Here is an 18,750-nt window from a genome sequence, read left to right as displayed (position 1 = left end):
AATACGAAAACTGGCTTGTGCCGTCGTTAATCTGACCGCACAAGCCAATTGGATTACTTTTTCAACAACGTTTTAGTCATCCGAGCTGCTGGATTTTGCGCCGGGCTTGTGGCCAATGTATTGCACGCCCGCCATCACCGCTTTGGTATTGACTTTGATGCCACCATTACCTATTTGAGCACCAGGGGGCTTAATGCCTTTCTTACCGCTAATTTCCACGCCGCCGGCTTTTATCTGGCCGTTGGTAATGGCCACCCCGCTGTCGTAGTCGCTCTGCTTCATGCCATAGCAATTATCCTTGTTGTTTAAGGATATAACAATTTTTTTATCCTCCAGGTCATACACCACGCAGCCCATGTCAACCTGGTAAGCACCATCTCTCTGCGCTGGAATGGCATAGATGACTTTTTCGTCCCCTTTGGTGTGGACTATTGCCTTTAGCCGGCCGCCGGGCAGCAGATGTTCTATCCAAACCACGTTGGTCAGTTTGGGGTCGCTGACCAACGTCACGTTTTGCCCTGTCATTTTCAGGTTGTCCGGGCCAATAAAAGCGTCCTGCTCATAATGGCCTTGTACGCCGGTGCTGCCTTGGCCGAAAGCTGCTGCCGATGCCACGCAGGCCGCAAGAAAGAGAGTGATTGTTTTCATGCGTAGGAAAGGTAAAAAGGGTGAAAAAGAAGTTCAGTTGCTAACCCAGGTGCCCGGAGTAGTTGCAAACTAGCAATGCCATTAACGCGACACCCAATTAACTGCCTTCATGCGTTGCCAGCGCAAGGTATACTCGAAAAGTAAAGAATAAAATCATTATATATGTAATAAAATATAATACGCCGACTTAAATAATCTGACTTTACACATCGGATGTACTTTCAAATGATTGGCTCTGAATCATAAGTTGCTCTAACTGCTTCGTAGCACCACTTGCAATCAGCTTACCGAGAATTGGGTGCCTTGCCTTCTTCAAAGCCCTTGGCATTCATACATCGGGGGCTTCTTCGGTTTCAGGGGCAGCCGTGTGTTCGTCTTGCTACGCCCGATGTGCAGGTGGCCGTAGGGGTTGGCCTTAATTGCCAGGGCTTGCTGCAACAGGGCTTTGTAGTCGCCCGCATCGGCGAAGGAGGTGAAGTTTTTCATAGTGAGGTGTAGCGTGGACTTCGAGAGTCCGCGAGTTGCTGAAGTCAAAATTTACTTCTTGGCGAAGAGGTTTTTTATCTTTTCAAACAGACTGATTCCTTCCGAGTCCTTGGCGTCTTGTTCTATTCTGCCACTACTCCATTCCCAGAATTCATCATGACCTAGGAATAAATTCAGGTCTTTCAAATCGTCTTCGGTCGGTTCAACAATATGCCAGCCAATATCATCCAGCCATTCTTTGACCGTTCTGGCTTCACCGTATATGTCGCCGTACTGCCGCCAAGAACCATATAAATTACCCTCGCTAACCTTTCTAAGCGTTGTTTCAGGTAGATAGCAGAATTCCAGATAAGTCATAATCTGATTGTCTGGCCAAATTCTTCCTTCACTGGTTATTCCCAAATCCCTGCACCATTGCGCGAAACTTCTTGGCTCGGGGTCAGGGTAAGGCTGCATTATTTTCAGTTCGAAGTAATAATTAATTCTAGTCCATCGTAAAGCGGGAAGATGTGATAGCCGCAGTGCTCTGTGAAAACGGCGACTTCTCGAAACTCAGGCGCTTTAATTACAAAAGCGTATCTGTATTCGACATGCGAATCATCTTCAAATCGGATGTTGACAGAAGTTTCTGACGAGAATTCAGAAGCACTAAGCTTTTCGGGCTTAGTGCTTCCTTTCGCAACCAGATACTCTTGGAGCTTCAGTTTCCAGCGCTCCGGCAAATCTGTGCTTTGCATAATGTTGAATTATACGCGTACTACAAAGCCCGCGCTACATCGCCTTATACTCATTCCAGCTCTTTATCTTCAAATCCTTCATCTCCAGCGTGCAGAAGGCCTGGATAAACGCCCGCGCCAGCCGCGCATTTGTCAGCAACGGCACGCCGGAATCCACGGCGGTGCGGCGGATTTTGTAGTCGTTGTCCAGCTCGCCTTTCGAGAGGTTTTTCGGGATGTTAATTACCAGGTCGATTTTCTTTTCCTTTAGATACGTCACCACGTTGGGTTCCTGCATGTCGTCGGGCCAGAAAAGGAGGCTTGAGGGCACGTTGTTTTCGGCGAAGAAGCGGTGGGTGCCTTGGGTGGCGTAAATCTGGTAGCCGCGCTTCACCAGCAGCTCGGTGGCGGAGAGTAGTGCCACTTTCGATTGGATGGGGCCGCCGGAAATGAGCACCGTTTTCGCGGGGATTTTATAGCCCACGCTCAGCATCGATTTCAACAGGGCTTCCTCGGCGGTGTCGCCCAGGCAGCCCACTTCGCCGGTGCTCACCATGTCGACGCGCATCACCGGGTCGGCGCCGGGCAGGCGGGTGAAGGAGAACTGCGGGGCCTTCACGCCCACGAAGGGCAGGTCGTAGACCCGCTCGCTTTCGTCGCGGGCTACTTGTTTGCCCAGCAGCACTTGGGTGGCCTTTTTGATGAGGTTGTTACCCGAGATTTTCGACACGAAAGGGTAGCTGCGCGAGGCGCGCAGGTTGCACTCAATCACGCTGATGGCGCCGTCTTTTTCCAGGAACTGGATGTTGAACGGGCCGCTGATTTCGTAGCGCTTGGCCACCTTTTCGGCAATGATTTTGAGCTTGCGGATGGTGCCTACGTACACCTTTTGGGGCGGGTAGTACATGGTGGCGTCACCGGAGTGTACGCCGGCAAACTCGACGTGCTCGGAAATGGCGTAGCTCACGATTTCGCCCTTGTCAGCCACCGCGTCCAGCTCGATTTCCTTGGCTTCCTGCATGAATTCGGACACCACCACCGGGTATTCGGCGCTGACTTCCTTGGCCGCTTTCAGGAATTCTTCCAACTCGAAGGTGTTAGAAACCACGTTCATGGCCGCGCCCGACAGCACGTAGCTCGGCCGGACAAGCACCGGGTAGCCCACTTCCCGCACGAACTCATTCATGGCCTCCAGCGAGGTCAGCTCCTTCCAGCGGGGTTGCGCAATGCCCAGCTCGTCCATGATGCTGCTGAACTTGTGGCGGTTCTCGGCCTCATCAATATGCGCCGCCGTGGTGCCCAGAATGGGCGCGTGGGCTTCTTCGAGGCGGGTAGCTAAGTTGTTGGGAATCTGGCCGCCGGTGCTCAGAATCACGCCGCCGGGCTGCTCGAAATCCAGAATGTCCATCACCCGCTCGAAGCTCAGTTCCTCGAAGTAGAGCCGGTCGCTCACGTCGTAATCGGTCGAAACGGTTTCGGGGTTGTAGTTGATGAGGATGGTTTTGTAGCCCTCCTCAGCGGCCGTTTGCACGGCCTGCACGCCGCACCAGTCGAACTCGACCGACGAGCCGATGCGGTACACGCCCGAGCCCAGCACCACGATGGACTTCGCGGTTTCGCGGTCCAGGTCGTTTTCGGTGCCGTGGTAGGTGGTGTAGAGGTAGTTGGTTTTGGCCGGAAACTCGGCCGCCAGCGTGTCAATCTGCTTCACCACGGGCAGCACGCCCAGGGCCTTGCGGCGGGCGCGCACGCGCAGCTCGTCGGCCTTCACATCGCCCTCGCCCAGCAGCTGCACGGCAATCTGCTGGTCCGAGAAACCGGCTTTCTTCACATCGCGCAACAACTTAGTTTCCAACGAATCCAGGCCCACGGCGCGGCCGGCGGCCAGCCGCTGGCCCAACTCGAAAATGGTGAACAGGCGCTGCAAAAACCAGTGGTCAATCTTCGTCAACTGGTGTACCTGCTCCAGCGTGTAGCCGGCCTCGAAGGCGTTGTTGATGGCGAAGATGCGCTCCTCGTTCGGCTCGCTCAGGAGCTTATCAATCGTGTCTTTTTCGATGTTTTCGGGCCGGTTGGCCACGAAGCCGCGCTTGCCGGTATCGAGCATGCGCAGGCCCTTCTGAATGGCTTCCTCGAAGGATTTTCCTATCGCCATCACCTCGCCCACGCTCTTCATGGCCGAGCCAATCTGGCGGTTCACGCCCGAGAATTTGCCCAGGTCCCAGCGCGGCAGCTTCACCACCACGTAGTCGAGGGCGGGCTCGAAAAAGGCCGACGTCGTCTGCGTCACGCTGTTCTTCAGCTCGGCCAGCGAGTAGCCCAAACTCAGCTTGGCGGCCACGAAGGCCAGCGGGTAGCCCGTCGCTTTCGAGGCCAGCGCCGACGAGCGCGAGAGGCGCGCATTCACCTCAATCACGCGGTAATCTTCGGAAACGGGGTCTAGGGCGTACTGAATGTTGCACTCGCCCACGATGCCCAGGTGCCGGATGGTTTTGATGCCGATGCTGCGCAGCTTGTGATACTCGCGGTTGCTCAGCGTCTGCGACGGGGCCACCACGATGCTCTCGCCGGTGTGGATGCCGATGGGGTCGAAGTTCTCCATGTTGCAGACCGTGATGCAGTTATCAAACTGGTCGCGCACCACTTCGTACTCCACTTCCTTCCAGCCCTTCAGCGATTCTTCCACCAGAATCTGGTCCGAAGTCGTGAACGCCTGCCGGGCCAGGGCCCGCAGCTCGTCCATGTTGTTGGCGAAGCCACTGCCCAGCCCGCCCAGCGCAAACGCGGCCCGCACGATGATGGGGAAGCCGATGGTTTCGCTGGCGGCCAGGGCCTCGGCCATGCTGGTGCAGGCCACGCTGCGGGCCGAGAGCACGCCAATCTGGTCGAGCTTGACCTTGAAAATCTCCCGGTCCTCGGTGTCGATGATGCTCTGCACGGGCGTGCCCAGCACCTGCACGTTGTACTGCTCGAACACGCCGGCGCGGTACAGGGCCACGGCGCAATTCAGGGCCGTCTGGCCGCCAAAGGCCACCAGAATGCCATCGGGTCGCTCCTTTTTGATGACTTCCTCCACGAAGTAGGGCGTCACGGGCAGGAAGTACACGTCGTCGGCCATGCCGTCGGAGGTCTGCACGGTGGCAATGTTGGGGTTGATGAGGATGGTGCGGATGCCTTCCTCCTTCAGCGCCTTGAGGGCCTGCGAGCCGGAATAATCGAACTCCCCGGCCTCGCCAATTTTCAGCGCGCCGGAACCAAGGATGAGTACTTTGTTGGGTTTGTTCATTCTAAGGGTTGGGTAACAGATTGACAGGAGCAATCAGAACGTCATGTTGAGCGGAGCGCAGCGGAGTCGAAACATCTCTACCGCTTCGTTGAATTCGTAGGGGTCAGCCTTCCCATGTCTCTAAATCAATGGCTTTCCAAGTCGGATTAAACGCACTAATCAGCGCATCTTTCTTCCGCCGCGTCCAGCCTTTCAACTGCTTTTCCCGCGCAATGGCCTGCGTTGCATCGGGCGCTATTTCAAAGTACACCAGCAAATCAGCCTGATACCTTCCGGTAAATTTCCCTGCGTCGCCCCGGCCGCTGCTGTGCTCGTAAAGTCGCCGCTTGAGGTCGTTGGTGACGCCGATGTACAAAACGGTTTGGGTTTGATTAGTCAGGATGTAGACGTACATATTGGGTTTATTTTGAACGTCATATCAAACCTGATTAAGCGCCATCGCCACCTTGATGGAGAATCAACTCATTCCATTTATCCAACATTGAAGCATGAAACGATGCAGCAGGAGTTGTTCCATAATCATCATCAAGTGCGCCAACTTCCATATCGCCAAACATCCAGACAATTGATTTCACATCTTCGAAAGGCAGATTGACGGTGTAATAATCCGCTTGCTGACCGGCGATGCTATTGTGTAAGTCTGGTTTATCGATTCCATTGTTAGCCAGAATATTATTGATGCTTTCTGCCAATTGTATTCGGCCACTTTCAGCAAGATATTTCCGCGTTACGTCGAGCGTGCTGAAGTCGAGAACATTCCATCCTTCTCTCCGTCGTTTATATTCTTGAGCGTTCATTGTTAAACTCAAAATTGGGAATTCAACGAAGCGGTAGAGATGCTTCGACTTCGCTGCGCTCCGCTCAGCATGACGTTCTTTTTCGGCCGTACTTATTTCGTCGTTCTTTTATACTCCACCACCGCTTTCAAAAAGTCATCAAACAGAAACTCCGTATCCTCCGGGCCGCCAGCGGCCTCGGGGTGAAACTGGGTGGAGAAGAACGGCTTGGACGTGTGCTTAATGCCTTCGCAAGTGCCGTCGTTCAGGTTCTCGAACAGCATCTGCCATTCGGCGGGTAGGGTTTCGGTGTCCACCGCGAAGCCGTGGTTCTGGCTGGTGATGTAGCAGCGCTGGGTGCCGGTGAGCTTCACGGGCTGGTTGTGGCTGCGGTGGCCGTATTTCAGCTTGAAGGTGTCGCCGCCCGCCGCCAGGCCCATGAGTTGGCTGCCCAGGCAGATGCCGAAAATGGGCTTGTCCTGGGCCAGGGCCTTTTGCAGGTGCCGGATTGTGGGTTCGCACATTTTGGGGTCGCCGGGGCCATTGCTCAGGAACAGGCCGTCGTAGTCGAGGGTCGTGAAATCGTAGTCCCAGGGCACGCGAATCAGCTCCACGTCGCGCTCCAAGAAGCAGCGGATGATGTTGGTTTTGGTGCCGCAATCCACCAGCACGATTTTGTGCTGGCCGCTGCCGAAGTGCTCCACGCCGGGCTGGCTCACCTGCGCCACCAAGTTGTCGAGGTTGGGGTCGTGGAAGGGCACGTCGGTTTCGGCCACGATTTTGCCCAGCATGGCGCCTTTCTCGCGCAGCTTCTTGGTGAGCATGCGGGTATCGACGCCGCAGATGCCAGGAATGTTGTACTCCTTCAGCCAGTCGCCGAGGCTTTTGGCGGCGTTCCAGTGGCTGTGCTCCTCGGAGTAGTAGTTCACCACCAGCCCGGCAATATGGATTTTGTCGGACTCGAAAATCCTGGAAATCGACTCGTAAAGCTCCTCACCGGGCACGCCGTAGTTACCCACCATGGGGGTGGTGAGCACCAGAATCTGGCCGGCGAAGGACGGGTCGGTGAGGTTTTCGGGATAGCCCGTCATGGCCGTGCTGAATACGACTTCGCCGGCGGCGGAGGTGAAGGCGCCGAAGGATTCGCCGGAGATGGAGGTGCCGTCTTCGAGGATGAGTTTTACTTGGTTCATATGGGTAACCCCACCCCCTAGCCCCCTCCCCGGTGGGGCGGGGGAACTAGTTCCTAGTTTTTAGGGCTAGAAACCAGTTGGTAAGGTGTGGATGAAAATTTGAAGTGAAAACTAAATTCTAGCCTTAGAAACTAGTTCCCTCTCCCCACCGGGGAGGGGGCTAGGGGGTGGGGTCAGCACATACAGCGCCTGCAAAAACCGGTCAACCTCCGCCTTCGTGATGTTCAGCGGCGGCAGCAGTCGCAACACCGTGGGGTCCGAAGCATTGCCCACGAAAATGTGGTGCTCCGTCAGTAGCTTATCACGCAGGTCCTTGATGGGGAAGTCGTATTTGATTCCCACCATCAGACCGCGGCCGCGAATTTCTTCGGCGCCCGCGTGGGCCAGCAACTCCGTGCGCAGGTAGTCGCCCAGCTCGGTGGCGTGGCCCAGCAGGTTTTCGTCTTCGATGACTTCGAGCACGGCCAGGGCAGCGGCGCAGGCCAAATGGTTGCCACCGAAAGTGGTGCCGAGCAGGCCATAGGAAGCCTTTAGAGTAGGCGCAATCAGGATGCCGCCGATGGGGAAGCCGTTGCCCATGCCCTTGGCCACGGAAATGATATCGGGCCGAATGCCGGCGTGCTGGTGAGCGAAAAACTTGCCGCTGCGACCATAGCCGCTCTGCACCTCGTCGGCAATCAGTAGGGCGTTGTGCGCGCCGCACAGCAGCGAAAGGCCCTGCAGAAAATCATCGGAAGGCATGATGATGCCGCCCACGCCCTGAATCGGCTCAATAATCACGGCGCAGACATCACCGCCGCGCAGGATTTCGGCCACTGCCTTCAGGTCGTACTCGACGAAGGAGATGGCGTGGTCGGCGTTGAAGGGAGCCACGATTTTGGGGTTGTCCGTTGCCGCAACCGCGCCCGAAGTACGGCCGTGAAACGCCCCCCGGAAGGCGATGACCCGCTTTTTGCCGGTGTGGAACGAGGCCAGCTTCAGCGCATTCTCATTAGCCTCGGCCCCGGAGTTGCACAGAAACAGCGAGTAATCCGGGTAGCCCGAAACGCGGCCCAGCTTCTCGGCCAGTTCGCGCTGAATCGGAATCTGCACCGAGTTGGAGTAGAAGCCAATGTTTTGCAACTGCTCCGTGAGGCGCTGCACATAGTGCGGGTGGCTATGTCCGATGGAAATCACGGCGTGGCCGCCGTAAAAATCCAGGTACTCCTGGCCCTTGTCGTCCCAGAGTTTTGCGCCGAGTGCGCGCACAGGCGTGATGTTGACGAGGGGATAAACGTTGAAAAGCTCCATGTGAAATAGAGGTTAGATGTTAGAGCTTAGAACTCAGAGGCGTTTGTCATGCTGAGCTTGCGAAGCATCCTATCACGTTACAACGAATTGTTCGGCGGCGAGAGGATGCTTCGCAAGCTCAGCATAACAGGCGATTGGGAATTAAAAAATGGCCGATTTGAGATTGAGCCCCGTCGTTTCCGGCAGGCCAAACAGCAGATTCATATTCTGAACCGCCTGCCCCGACGCGCCTTTCACCAGATTATCAATCACCGAAGTAATTAATAATTGCTTGCCCTGTTTCTGCACGTGTAGTAGGCATTTGTTGGTATTCACCACCTGCTTCAAATGAATCTCCTTGTCCGAAACCGTGGTGAACGGTGCGTCGGCGTAGAAATTCCGATACAGCTCCCGTGCCTCGTCCTGCGTCAAATCTGAGGGCGTGTAGACGCTGGCGAAAATGCCCCGCGAAAAATTGCCACGGTAGGGGATGAAGTGAATCTCAGAATCCAATTGCGGCTGCAGCTGCGCCAGGCTCTCGCCTATTTCGCCGAGGTGCTGGTGCGTGAAGGGCTTGTAAATGGATACGTTGTTGGTGCGCCACGAGAAATGCACCGTTTCCGACAGGCCCTGGCCCGCACCAGTCGAGCCGGTAATGGCCGAAACGTGAATGTCTTCGGTGAGCTTACCCGCGGCGGCCAACGGCAGCAGCGCTAGCTGGATGGCCGTAGCGAAGCAGCCAGGATTGGCAATGCTCTGGGCTTGCAGGATGCGGCTTCTGTTCAGCTCCGGCAGGCCGTAGATGAACTCGCGGCCTGCAAACTTGGCATCGGCGGTCAGGCGGAAATCGTTGCTCAAATCGATGACGTGCGTGGTTTCGGGCAGGGTGTTTTTGTGCAGCCAGGCTTTGGAATTGCCGTGGCCCAGGCACAGAAACACCACGTCCTCATCGCCGGCCAACTCGGAGGCGAAAGTCAGGTCGGTTTCGCCCACCAAATCGTCGTGCACTTGGTGCACCGGGTTGCCCGTGTTCGACGAACTCACAATGCCTCCCAGCTCCACGAATTCGTGGTGCAGCAGAATGCGAATTAGCTCGCCGGCCGTGTAGCCGGCCCCGCCTACGATGCCGGCCTTAAATTTCATCGTGCAGGCTGGCGCTAATTTTCAGTTGGTTGCCGAAAATCTTGATGAAGCCCCGGGCGTCGCGGGCATCCCAGGCGTTGTTTTCCTCGCCGTATGTGGCCACTTTCGACTGCATCATATCGTATTTCGACTCGATGCCGAGCAAGTTGAATTGGTAGGGCTTGAGCTGCACGAACACCTTGCCTGAAACATGCTGCTGCGATGATTCCAGAAAGGCTTCCATGTCGCGCATCACCGGGTCGAGGTACTGGGCCTCGTGCAGCAGCGTGCCGTACCAGTTAGCGATGTAGTCCTTGTGCAGCAGCTGCCAACGGGTGCTGGTGTGCTTTTCCAGCAGGTGGTGCGCCTTGATGAGAATCAGCGGCGCGGGCGCCTCAAACCCTACCCGGCCCTTAATGCCCAGAATAGTATCGCCCACATGCGTGTCGCGGCCGATGGCGAAGGCCGAGCCCAGCTCGTTTAGCTTCTGTATAAGCGTTATGGGGTCCATAGTTTCGCCATTCAGGGCCACGGGCTCGCCTTTTTCAAAGGTGATTTCCACGCGCTCCGAATCCTGCCGCTGCAATTGCGACGGATAGGCGCTTTCGGGCAGGGCTTCATGCGAAGTCAGTGTTTCGACGCCGCCCACACTGGTGCCCCAGATGCCCTTGTTAATGGAGTATTTAGCTTTCTCCCAGCTCATTTCGAATCCTGCTTTTTGCAGGTATTCAATCTCGGCCTGGCGCGACAGTTTCAGGTCGCGGATGGGCGTCAGAATCTCTGTTTTAGGTGAAATGACCGAGAAAGCCACGTCGAAACGTACCTGGTCGTTGCCGGCGCCGGTGCTGCCGTGCACGATGTAATCGGCCTCATTGGCGCGGGCATACTCGGCAATGGCCAGCGACTGAAACATACGCTCGGCGCTCACACTCAGTGGGTACGTGTCGTTTTTCAGCACGTTGCCAAACAGCAGGTAGCGCAGGCAATCCTGATAAAAACGCGTGGTTACATCAATCACCTCGTGCTTCACCGAACCCAATTCGTAGGCGCGCTTCTCGATGGCGGTTAGTTCTTCGGCCGTGAAGCCGCCGGAGTTGACGATTACCGTGTGCACTTCCAGGTCGAGGTCGCGCGACAGATACACGGCGCAAAACGAGGTGTCGAGGCCGCCGCTATAGGCGAGAATGGCTTTTTTCTTCATTATTACAGTGCAGAATCAGTTTCAGGGTCAGAAGCAGGGTCGAGGGGGAGGGGCAAAGCAGGAGTGAGAGTCGCGAAATCAGGCACCTGAACCTGCACCAGCTTCTCAGCAGTGTCGTAGAGCATGCCGGTGCACAGACACAGCTTGCGCTCGTTCTCCATGAGGATGCCGTAGTTTTTGCAGCTTTTGCAGCCTTTCCAGAAGTCTTCGCTGCTGGTCAGCTCCGAAAAAGTAACCGGTTCGTAACCCAGGTCGGTGTTGATTTTCATCACGGCCAAGCTGGTCGTGATGCCGAAAATCTTGGCCTGTGGGTACTTGCTGCGCGAGAGTTCGAACACGGCCTGCTTGATGGCCCGGCCCACGCCGCCCTTGCGAATCTCGGCGTTAACAATCAGACCGGAGTTAACCACAAAAGTCTTATCGTCAAACGTTTCGATGTAGCAAAAGCCGGCCAGCTCGTCGTCGACGAACGCAATAATGCCGTCGCCGCTGGCCATTTTTTGGGCCACGTAAGCCGGCTCGCGCTTGGCAATGCCAGTGCCCCGCGTTTTGGCCGACTCGACGTACCATTGGCATAATTGTTCAGCGTACTGTGCGTCCGCTGCAGTTGCAACCCGAGTTGTCATTGATTATTAAAAACTTAGGGATAGATGCGCGGCTGTCCGGAAAACCCGAAGTATTGTATACGGGAAATTCCTGCTAAAGCCCAAACCTGTCGGTAAGTGTAAGCGGGTACTAGCCCGGCTCAGTGGGATTGGCCAAGGGGCCAACATGCGGCTGTTGAAGCCGCTAGGGTCGTCGCACCATTGCGCAAGTCGTTTGGCACACGCCGGTCACACCCGGCCGAGTGGCCAGAGCGAGCATCAAAGACGTGAAAACGGAGCGGGGCATTGCGAAAACTAATTCGATTCGGCGCTTTAACGAAGCAGCGAACCAAGTGGTTCAAATCTGTCGCAAAGGTAAAAGGACCTATTTTTGCCCGCAACATTCCCAGGGTTTATTTTTGAAATAGTAGTTGCCCATTACAGGGCACTTGCGTAGGTGGAGCTATAATGAAACCCGAACTGAAAATATTTAAAATTGGCGGTGGCATCATCGACCGCGAGGCTGACCTGATGGAGTTTGTGCGCTTGTTTGCCAAAGTCGGCGGCCCCAGAATTCTGGTGCATGGCGGCGGCAAAGGGGCCAGCGACATGATGAAACGCCTGGGCATTGCTCCGCAACTGGTCAACGGCCGCCGCATTACCGATGCCGCGGCGCTCGACATCGTAACCATGTTCTACGCCGGCAAAACCAACAAGCAGTTGGTAGCTGCATTGCAAGGCCGGGGGGTTAATGCCTTGGGCCTCAGTGGCGCCGATGGCAATGTGATACTGGCCACAAAGCGCCCTGTGCGCGAAATCGATTATGGTTTCGTGGGCGACCTGAGCGAAGCCAGCGTCAATGCCGACCTGATTCAGGAGTTTCTCAACCTGGAGCTTATACCGGTTTTCTGCGCCATCAACCACGATGGCCACGGCCAGCTGCTGAATACCAATGCCGATACCATTGCCGCTTCGCTGGCTAAGGCGCTGAGTGAGCACTACGCGGTATCGCTGCATTTCTGCTTCGAAAAACGAGGCGTTCTGGAAGATGTTAACAACGATAATTCGGTAATTGAAAAAATTACCTTGGCTAATTATGGGGAGCTAAAGGAAAGCGGGATAATTGCTGATGGCATGCTGCCTAAATTAGAAAATGCTTTCGAAGCTCTGCAATTCGGCGTGAATAAAGTGGTAATTGAGCATGCTTTGCATATTAATGAAGAATTGAAAACAACACTGTGGCTGAATTAATAAGTGAATTAAGTGACACAGCCGTTGACTTATTAATCCGGCTGATTAAAACACCTTCTTTTTCGCGGGAGGAAGCAAATACAGCGTCGCTGATTCAGGAGTTTCTGGCCGCGCATGGAGCAGTGGCCCAACGCCGGCAGAACAACGTGTGGGCTATTTCGCAGCACTTTGATGATGGGAAGCCAACGATACTACTTAACTCGCACCATGATACTGTGAAACCGGGCGCAGGCTGGAAATATGACCCCTTCGGAGCTACGCTGGAAGGAGATAGATTGACTGGCTTGGGCAGTAACGATGCGGGCGCTTCGGCGGTGAGTTTGCTGGCAGTTTTTCTGTATTTTCAAAAAGAGAATAACCCCTTTAATTTAATCTGTGCAATTACGGCCGAGGAGGAAATATCGGGCGTAAATGGAATCAGGAGTGTGTTGCCGGAATTTGGCCAAATTGACTTCGGAATTGTGGGTGAGCCTACGGGCATGAACCTCGCCATTGCCGAAAAGGGCCTGATTGTACTGGATGCCACCGCGCACGGCAAAACCGGGCACGCAGCCCGGGAGGAAGGTGAAAATGCCTTGTATAAAGCACTGGATGATATTCAGTGGCTGCGCAGCTTTCAGTTTCCGGAGGTGTCGCCGCTGCTGGGACCCGTGAAAACGACCGTAACGCAAATCAGCGCCGGCACGCAGCATAACGTGGTGCCGGACAGGTGCCAATTTGTAATTGATGTGCGCACAAACGAGCTGTATCAGAACCAGGAAATCGTGGATTTGCTGCGTGGTAAACTGCAATCGGAAATTGTGCCGCGCTCCATGCATTTAAATTCCTCGCGCATCAGCGAGAATCATCCGCTGGTTAAAAAAGGGGTAGCAATGGGCAAGACGATTTACGGCTCACCAACGCTCTCGGACCAAGCCATGATGCCGTTTGAAACCCTGAAAATGGGGCCGGGCGAAAGTGCCCGTTCGCATACGCCGGATGAATTTATTCTGATAAGTGAGATACGGGCAGGAATTCGGGAATATATTGAGCTGCTCACGGGACTCGAGCTTTAAGTAGCGTTGCGCGTTTGGGTGGCTGAACGCCGGGAAGCATCTCGCTCGCATTGTTAGAAATTGAATTTTTGCTGTCCGCGAGATGCTTCGCGGCGCTCTACACAAGATGCCTTTTTATTGCTGGGCTATGAAAATTTGGGAGAAAGGGTTTTCGGTAAACGATACCATCGAAAAATTCACTGTGGGGCAGGACCGGGTGTTAGATATGTACCTCGCACCTTTCGACATGCGGGCCTCAAAGGCCCAAGCCAATATGCTGGCCAAGGTTGGGCTGATTTCAGAAGCCGAACGGCAGCAGCTGGTTACCGGTCTGGATGAACTGCTGGCTCAGGTTGCGGCGGGCACCTTTCGGATTGAAGATGACTTCGAGGACGTACACTCCAAAATAGAGCATTACCTGACCGAAAAATTCGGCGACGCCGGTAAGAAAATTCACACGGCCCGCTCGCGCAACGACCAGGTGCTAACGGCTATTCAGCTGTTTCTGAAAGAGTACACCGAACAAGTATCGGCCAAAGTACTGGCCTTGGTGGAGGTGCTGCTGCAAAAGGCCGAAGCGCATAAAAATGACCTGCTGCCGGGCTACACGCACTTTCAGGCCGCCATGCCCAGTAGTTTCGGGCTATGGTTTTCGGCCTATGCCGAGCACCTGCTGCTCGACTTGGCACTATTCGAGGCGGCCCACAAGGTTGCCGACCAGAACCCACTGGGGTCGGGGGCGGGCTTTGGCAGCAGCTTCCCGATTGACCGCGAAATGACAACCCGCGAAATGGGGTTTGGCAACGTGGCTGTGAGCGCCGTGGGCGCCCAGATGCTGCGCGGCAAAACCGAAAAAACAGTGGCCTTTGCCATCGCCGGCGCGGCCGGTACGCTGGGCAAACTGGCGTATGATTTGGTGCTCTACAATAGCCAGGATTTGGGTTTTGTGAACCTGCCCAAGGAATTCACGACGGGCTCCAGCATCATGCCGCACAAGAAAAACCCCGATGTATTTGAGCTGGTGCGCGGCCATGCCAACCGCCTGCAGGCGCTGCCCAATGACATTATTCTGGCTACCAGCAACCTGCCCAGCGGCTACCACCGCGACTTCCAACTGCTGAAGGAGCTGCTGTTTGGGCCCATGATGCAGTTTGTCGACTTGCTGGACATGCTGCTGTTTGCGCTGCCCGAAATCAACATTAAACCCGGCGTGATTGAGCAGGCGAAATACGACCCAATTTTTTCGGTCGAAAACATCAACCAGCTCATTATTGCCGGGGTGCCGTTTCGCGATGCCTACCAGCAGGTGGGGCGCGCCGTGGAAGACGGCAGCTACGTGCCGCACCGCGAATTTCAGACGACGCACCTGGGCAGCATCCACAACCTGGGGCTGGCAGAAATTGCCGAAAAAGTGCGGCTCTGGCAGGAGGGAAGCCCGTTGTGTAACGGGTAGTTCCCGCCTGCTGGTGCCCACCTACCACTCCACGGCCAGGCCAAACGTGCTTTGCAGGCCCGAGTACACGTTGCGCAGGGTGCCAAAGCCGGCCGCTACTTCGGCGGTGGCCGCGAGGTGTTTGCTGATGGCAACGCTGGCCCCCAGGCTGGCTGCGGAGTAGGCAACGCCCTCGCCGAGGCCAATGTTGGCCAGTTTGGCAGGGTTGGGCGCGTGCACGTTGCCCAGGTTGCGCACGCTGGCCGTAAGCCAGAGCTTGTCGAAAAATTTATAGCCTCCCTGCACCCCAACACTGTACTGGTCGGTGAGGCCGCCGGTGCGCACGTTGTAGCCGGCCTCGAGCGTAATGAAAGCCGGCAGTTGGCCCAGTGTGTGCGAAAGAGCGGCGCGGGTCCAGATGTTCCACTGGCCGTTGCCGGTGGGCAGGTACACAAAGCTGCTGGGGTCGGGTTGGTAGTAGCCGCGTTTGTTCGGGTCGCCGAGTGGGGCCTGCGCGGCCACCTGCACCGCCAGCGGCCACTTGCCGGTGAGCACGGCGTAGCGCAGGCCAAGCTCGGGGTCGCCCACGCCCTGGCCGGGGCTGGTGTCGGGAAAAGTAGCGCGGCGAAAAAACGGGAAGTTCAAGGTCGCTTCAAGCCGCTTGGTTAGGCCATATTCGGCGTACAGGCTGTATACCTGCTGGCGGAACTGAGCCGTGGTAATGGTGCCGCCCCCGAGCGGGTGGTACTTGGTGGTGTTGGCCAGCGTGAGGCCAACTTTGGCGTAGCCGTGGCCGGGCCGGCGCGTCCAGCCACCTCCCGCATAAGCCGGCGCGGAGGCAAGCAGCACCGCACCACCAACTATGATGCAGCATCGATGAAAAGTAGTCAATTTCATGGCGCGGCAGCTTATCGTAGGGGAGCGGCGCCGAAGTTATACTGCGCCGCATCGCAGTGCAGAATGACGTGCGAGAAGCTTGCCGACATACCCGTAATGGCCAGTTGCTGCGCTCCCGATTGCGTGATGGTGCCCACGCGCAGCACATTGGCCGGGTTGGCGGCGCGCTGGTTTTTCACGAGGTCGCTCGATTTGGCGAGGTAGATGCCGAGCGAGCCGGTGTGAAAGTCGGAATGGAAATCATCTTTGAACTGCACGTATTCGATGCCGTCGCTGCCCTTGGCAATGGCCACCATACCGCCACTCGATACACCTCCCTGGGCCATTACGAGGCCTTGGCGCAAGGTGGTGTAGGTGAGGCCAACTGGTGCCACGGGCGCTGGCGCCGGCGCATCAGTATTCTTATTGCAACCAGCCAAGGCTAGAGCAGCCGCCAAAGCAGGCAGCACAATTCGAGAGACGATACGCTTTTCCATGAGATGCTTACGTTGGTTAGGCCCTGCCAGACGGAATATTCAGATACTCCTTACACAGATGTTGAAAACAGTTTTCCTGCAAAATTGGTCCGGTGCCTTGCCTTAATTTTGCAGGCTATTTAGTGCCCAATATTTAGTTCATGCTCCTTACTTTCACGCTGCGCCGCTTGGCTGGTTACTGGCTGGTTTTTCTGCTGTTGCTGTTGCCTTTGGCAGCCCGGAGCCAAGCATTGCGCGTGCAGGTGCGCGATTCGCTGCGGCACGAGCCGTTGATAGGAGCCAGTGTGGTAGTGCCAAGCACCGCCCTTGGGGCGGCCACCGATGCAACGGGCACGGCATTGCTCAACCCCGCTCCGAAGCCGGGCACGCGCCTGCGCATCACGGCGCTGGGCTACCGCCCCCGGTTTGCAGTCGCCCCACCGGCAGGGCAGGAACTCACGCTGCTGCTGGTTTCTGGCGGTATTGAGATTGAAGCAGAAGTGCTGGTGACGGCCACCCGCACCAACTCGCGCATCGAAGACCTGCCCACCCGCGTGGAAGTGCTGGGGGCCGAGGAGATGGAGGAGGAAAGCAGCATCAAGCCGGCCAGTATTGCCAGCTTATTCGGCGATATTGCCGGCACCCAGGTGCAGCCAACCTCGCCCACTACCGGCAACCTAGACTTGCGCCTGCAAGGCCTACCCGGGCAGTACACCCAGATTCTGCGCGATGGCCTGCCGCTGTACGGCGGGTTTGCCGGCTCGTTTGGGTTGCTCACGGTGCCGCCACTCGATTTGCGGCAAGTGGAATTGATTAAAGGGTCGAACTCGACGCTTTATGGCGGTGGGGCCATTGCCGGCCTGGTAAACCTGGTGAGCAAGACGCCCACGCTGGGCACGCCGCAGTATGCCGCCAGCTTCAACCAAACCAGCCTGCGCGAGACGGATTTGAACGGCTTCGCGGCGCGGCGCGGGGCGCGTTGGGGCTATTCGCTGTACGCCGGGCTGGTGAAGCAAAAGGAAAAGGACGTGGACGGCGACAGTTACGTAGACGTGCCCCGGGTGAGCAGCGCGAATTTGCATCCACGCCTGTTCTTTTACCCCAACGGCCACAGCCAGGTGGCGCTGGGCTACACCGGTACGCTCGAAAGCCGCCGGGCCGGCGATGCGCAAGTGCTAAAAAGCGGGTTCGACCCGGTGGGTGGCCACACCTTTTATATCGATAACACTAGCCTGCGCAACACCGCCGACCTGCTCTATACCAACGATGAGCTGGCCGGTGGCCGCTTCACCATTAAGGGCACCGTCACGGATTTCGTACGCGACGTGAACACAAATTCCAACGCCTTTACCGCCTACCAGACCACCTATTACACCGAAGCCAGCTACCTGCACGCCGCTGGCCCACGCCACACGGTGGTAGTGGGCTTGAACGTGAACGGCGAGCAGCTGGCGTCTTTCAACCGCAGCGCCACGCCCTTGCGCAGCCCCTACACCTACCACACGCTGGGCGCGTTTGCCCAAGACGACTGGCGCGTGCTGCCGCGCCTGAGCCTGCAGGCCGGCCTGCGCCTCGACCAGCACAACCAGTACGGCCTCTTCGTGCTACCTTGCCTAGCCCTCCTCTATAAAGCCAGCGACGCCATCACGGCCCGCCTCAACGGCGGGTTGGGCTACCGCGCGCCGGTGCCTTACACCAACAGCCTCGACGAGCGCGACTATCCACTGGTGCGGGCACTGCAAGGCGTGCAGGCCGAAACATCGTTTGGCTTAAATGGCGACGTGAATTACCAACGAACTTTCGACAGCTTTGATGAACCGCTGGTGCTGAACGTGAACCAGTCCTTCTTCTATACCCGCCTCAGCAACCCGCTGGTGCTCGACGGGCTGGGTTTTGCCGGGCCGTTTGGCGCCAACTACCTAACCTGGCAGAACGCGGCGGCTCCGCTCTCTACGCGGGGCCTGGAGACCTATGTTCGCCTGCGCGCCGACGAAACCGAGCTCTACTTAGGCTACGTCTTCACCGATGCCCGGCGGCAGTACGACGCAGCCAATCAGCACCTGCCGCTGGCTGCCCGCCACAAATTTGCCGCTATGAGTTTGGTCGAATTCACCGACGCCTTCAGCGCTGGGCTGGAGGCTTCTTACATCGGCCAGCAATACCTTTCCGATGGCCGTACCACGCCCGGCTACTCGTTGTTTGCGGCCCTTATTCGCTACCGTGTGGGCCAGTTTACCTTCGCTCTCAATGGCGAAAACATGCTCGATTACCGCCAGACGCGTCGCGAAAAGGTTGTACTCGCACCCTTTGATAACCCGGTTTTTCGGGAGTTATGGGCCCCGGTAGAGGGCCGCGTCGTTAACCTGTCGCTGACGTGGCGGTGGGCAGCACGCTCCTAAT

18 protein-coding genes are annotated in these 18,750 nt (G+C 56.6%); 4 read left to right on the top strand and 14 right to left on the bottom strand.

The features are described from left to right. Positions 1–72: 72 nt before the first annotated feature. From ABD837_RS20105 to ABD837_RS20050, 12 genes are all read right to left on the bottom strand, one after another. Positions 73–648, bottom strand: coding sequence for a hypothetical protein (locus ABD837_RS20105; protein ID WP_345058187.1), 576 nt, complete (start codon positions 646–648; stop codon positions 73–75). 312 nt (positions 649–960) lie between these two features. Beyond that, a complete protein-coding gene (locus ABD837_RS20100) occupies positions 961–1,134 on the bottom strand; it encodes a hypothetical protein (RefSeq protein ID WP_345058185.1) in 174 nt (57 codons plus the stop codon). Between the two features lie 51 nt (positions 1,135–1,185). Then, the gene (locus ABD837_RS20095; protein WP_345058183.1) at positions 1,186–1,590 is read right to left on the bottom strand and encodes a hypothetical protein; all 405 of its coding nucleotides are present in this window, start codon (positions 1,588–1,590) and stop codon (positions 1,186–1,188) included. 5 nt (positions 1,591–1,595) lie between these two features. After that, the gene (locus ABD837_RS20090) at positions 1,596–1,871 is read right to left on the bottom strand and encodes a hypothetical protein (RefSeq protein WP_345058181.1); all 276 of its coding nucleotides are present in this window, start codon (positions 1,869–1,871) and stop codon (positions 1,596–1,598) included. A 34-nt stretch (positions 1,872–1,905) separates the two neighbouring features. Beyond that, complete coding sequence (gene carB, locus ABD837_RS20085) at positions 1,906–5,136, bottom strand: carbamoyl-phosphate synthase (glutamine-hydrolyzing) large subunit (protein ID WP_345058179.1); 3,231 nt, start codon at positions 5,134–5,136, stop codon at positions 1,906–1,908. Between the two features lie 103 nt (positions 5,137–5,239). Next, entirely contained in the window at positions 5,240–5,530 is a 291-nt protein-coding gene (locus ABD837_RS20080; protein ID WP_345058177.1) for a GIY-YIG nuclease family protein, read from the bottom strand. 34 nt (positions 5,531–5,564) lie between these two features. Continuing rightward, positions 5,565–5,933: a hypothetical protein gene (locus ABD837_RS20075; protein ID WP_345058175.1), complete on the bottom strand. Its 369-nt coding sequence runs from the start codon at positions 5,931–5,933 to the stop codon at positions 5,565–5,567. A 92-nt stretch (positions 5,934–6,025) separates the two neighbouring features. Then, the gene (gene carA / locus ABD837_RS20070) at positions 6,026–7,105 is read right to left on the bottom strand and encodes a glutamine-hydrolyzing carbamoyl-phosphate synthase small subunit (protein ID WP_345058173.1); all 1,080 of its coding nucleotides are present in this window, start codon (positions 7,103–7,105) and stop codon (positions 6,026–6,028) included. A 111-nt stretch (positions 7,106–7,216) separates the two neighbouring features. Then, positions 7,217–8,395, bottom strand: coding sequence for an aspartate aminotransferase family protein (locus ABD837_RS20065; RefSeq protein ID WP_345058171.1), 1,179 nt, complete (start codon positions 8,393–8,395; stop codon positions 7,217–7,219). A 141-nt stretch (positions 8,396–8,536) separates the two neighbouring features. Continuing rightward, on the bottom strand, positions 8,537–9,517 hold the full coding sequence (argC, locus tag ABD837_RS20060; protein WP_345058169.1) for an N-acetyl-gamma-glutamyl-phosphate reductase: 981 nt from the start codon (positions 9,515–9,517) through the stop codon (positions 8,537–8,539). Continuing rightward, positions 9,507–10,697: an argininosuccinate synthase gene (argG, locus tag ABD837_RS20055; RefSeq protein ID WP_345058167.1), complete on the bottom strand. Its 1,191-nt coding sequence runs from the start codon at positions 10,695–10,697 to the stop codon at positions 9,507–9,509. Before argG ends, argC begins: the two co-directional genes overlap by 11 nt. 2 nt (positions 10,698–10,699) lie before the next feature. Beyond that, complete coding sequence (locus tag ABD837_RS20050) at positions 10,700–11,323, bottom strand: GNAT family N-acetyltransferase (protein WP_345058165.1); 624 nt, start codon at positions 11,321–11,323, stop codon at positions 10,700–10,702. Between the two features lie 426 nt (positions 11,324–11,749). Between ABD837_RS20050 and argB the strand changes: the two genes are divergently transcribed. From argB to argH, 3 genes are all read left to right on the top strand, one after another. Further along, positions 11,750–12,532, top strand: coding sequence for an acetylglutamate kinase (gene argB / locus ABD837_RS20045; protein ID WP_345058163.1), 783 nt, complete (start codon positions 11,750–11,752; stop codon positions 12,530–12,532). Continuing rightward, on the top strand, positions 12,520–13,587 hold the full coding sequence (locus ABD837_RS20040) for a M20 family metallo-hydrolase (RefSeq protein WP_345058161.1): 1,068 nt from the start codon (positions 12,520–12,522) through the stop codon (positions 13,585–13,587). The genes argB and ABD837_RS20040 overlap by 13 nt, the downstream gene beginning before the upstream one ends. 127 nt (positions 13,588–13,714) lie before the next feature. Further along, the gene (gene argH / locus ABD837_RS20035) at positions 13,715–15,019 is read left to right on the top strand and encodes an argininosuccinate lyase (RefSeq protein ID WP_345058159.1); all 1,305 of its coding nucleotides are present in this window, start codon (positions 13,715–13,717) and stop codon (positions 15,017–15,019) included. A 21-nt stretch (positions 15,020–15,040) separates the two neighbouring features. On the opposite strand, the gene ABD837_RS20030 is transcribed toward argH, so the two are convergent. After that, on the bottom strand, positions 15,041–15,895 hold the full coding sequence (locus ABD837_RS20030; RefSeq protein ID WP_345058157.1) for a hypothetical protein: 855 nt from the start codon (positions 15,893–15,895) through the stop codon (positions 15,041–15,043). An 11-nt stretch (positions 15,896–15,906) separates the two neighbouring features. Next, a complete protein-coding gene (locus tag ABD837_RS20025) occupies positions 15,907–16,371 on the bottom strand; it encodes a hypothetical protein (protein ID WP_345058155.1) in 465 nt (154 codons plus the stop codon). A gap of 140 nt (positions 16,372–16,511) precedes the next feature. Between ABD837_RS20025 and ABD837_RS20020 the strand changes: the two genes are divergently transcribed. Beyond that, positions 16,512–18,749, top strand: coding sequence for a TonB-dependent receptor (locus ABD837_RS20020; RefSeq protein WP_345058153.1), 2,238 nt, complete (start codon positions 16,512–16,514; stop codon positions 18,747–18,749). Position 18,750 lies beyond the last annotated feature (1 nt).

Origin of the sequence: Hymenobacter glaciei (genome assembly GCF_039539585.1) — a bacterium.
Lineage (GTDB): Bacteria > Bacteroidota > Bacteroidia > Cytophagales > Hymenobacteraceae > Hymenobacter > Hymenobacter glaciei.
The sequence above is the reverse complement of the archived record's forward strand: the minus strand, read 5'-3'. Positions and strand labels throughout refer to the sequence as shown.

Excerpts from the sequence above, each read along its gene's own strand:
- argH (WP_345058159.1), top strand. The coding sequence starts at position 13,715 with ATGAAAATTTGGGAGAAAGGGTTTTCGGTAAACGATACCATCGAAAAA.
- ABD837_RS20050 (WP_345058165.1), bottom strand. The coding sequence starts at position 11,323 with ATGACAACTCGGGTTGCAACTGCAGCGGACGCACAGTACGCTGAACAA.
- ABD837_RS20080 (WP_345058177.1), bottom strand. The coding sequence starts at position 5,530 with ATGTACGTCTACATCCTGACTAATCAAACCCAAACCGTTTTGTACATC.
- carA (WP_345058173.1), bottom strand. The coding sequence starts at position 7,105 with ATGAACCAAGTAAAACTCATCCTCGAAGACGGCACCTCCATCTCCGGC.
- ABD837_RS20065 (WP_345058171.1), bottom strand. The coding sequence starts at position 8,395 with ATGGAGCTTTTCAACGTTTATCCCCTCGTCAACATCACGCCTGTGCGC.
- carB (WP_345058179.1), bottom strand. The coding sequence starts at position 5,136 with ATGAACAAACCCAACAAAGTACTCATCCTTGGTTCCGGCGCGCTGAAA.
- ABD837_RS20020 (WP_345058153.1), top strand. The coding sequence starts at position 16,512 with ATGCTCCTTACTTTCACGCTGCGCCGCTTGGCTGGTTACTGGCTGGTT.
- ABD837_RS20100 (WP_345058185.1), bottom strand. The coding sequence starts at position 1,134 with ATGAAAAACTTCACCTCCTTCGCCGATGCGGGCGACTACAAAGCCCTG.
- ABD837_RS20030 (WP_345058157.1), bottom strand. The coding sequence starts at position 15,895 with ATGAAATTGACTACTTTTCATCGATGCTGCATCATAGTTGGTGGTGCG.
- ABD837_RS20025 (WP_345058155.1), bottom strand. The coding sequence starts at position 16,371 with ATGGAAAAGCGTATCGTCTCTCGAATTGTGCTGCCTGCTTTGGCGGCT.
- ABD837_RS20090 (WP_345058181.1), bottom strand. The coding sequence starts at position 1,871 with ATGCAAAGCACAGATTTGCCGGAGCGCTGGAAACTGAAGCTCCAAGAG.
- ABD837_RS20075 (WP_345058175.1), bottom strand. The coding sequence starts at position 5,933 with ATGAACGCTCAAGAATATAAACGACGGAGAGAAGGATGGAATGTTCTC.
- ABD837_RS20095 (WP_345058183.1), bottom strand. The coding sequence starts at position 1,590 with ATGCAGCCTTACCCTGACCCCGAGCCAAGAAGTTTCGCGCAATGGTGC.
- argC (WP_345058169.1), bottom strand. The coding sequence starts at position 9,517 with ATGAAATTTAAGGCCGGCATCGTAGGCGGGGCCGGCTACACGGCCGGC.
- ABD837_RS20105 (WP_345058187.1), bottom strand. The coding sequence starts at position 648 with ATGAAAACAATCACTCTCTTTCTTGCGGCCTGCGTGGCATCGGCAGCA.
- argB (WP_345058163.1), top strand. The coding sequence starts at position 11,750 with ATGAAACCCGAACTGAAAATATTTAAAATTGGCGGTGGCATCATCGAC.
- argG (WP_345058167.1), bottom strand. The coding sequence starts at position 10,697 with ATGAAGAAAAAAGCCATTCTCGCCTATAGCGGCGGCCTCGACACCTCG.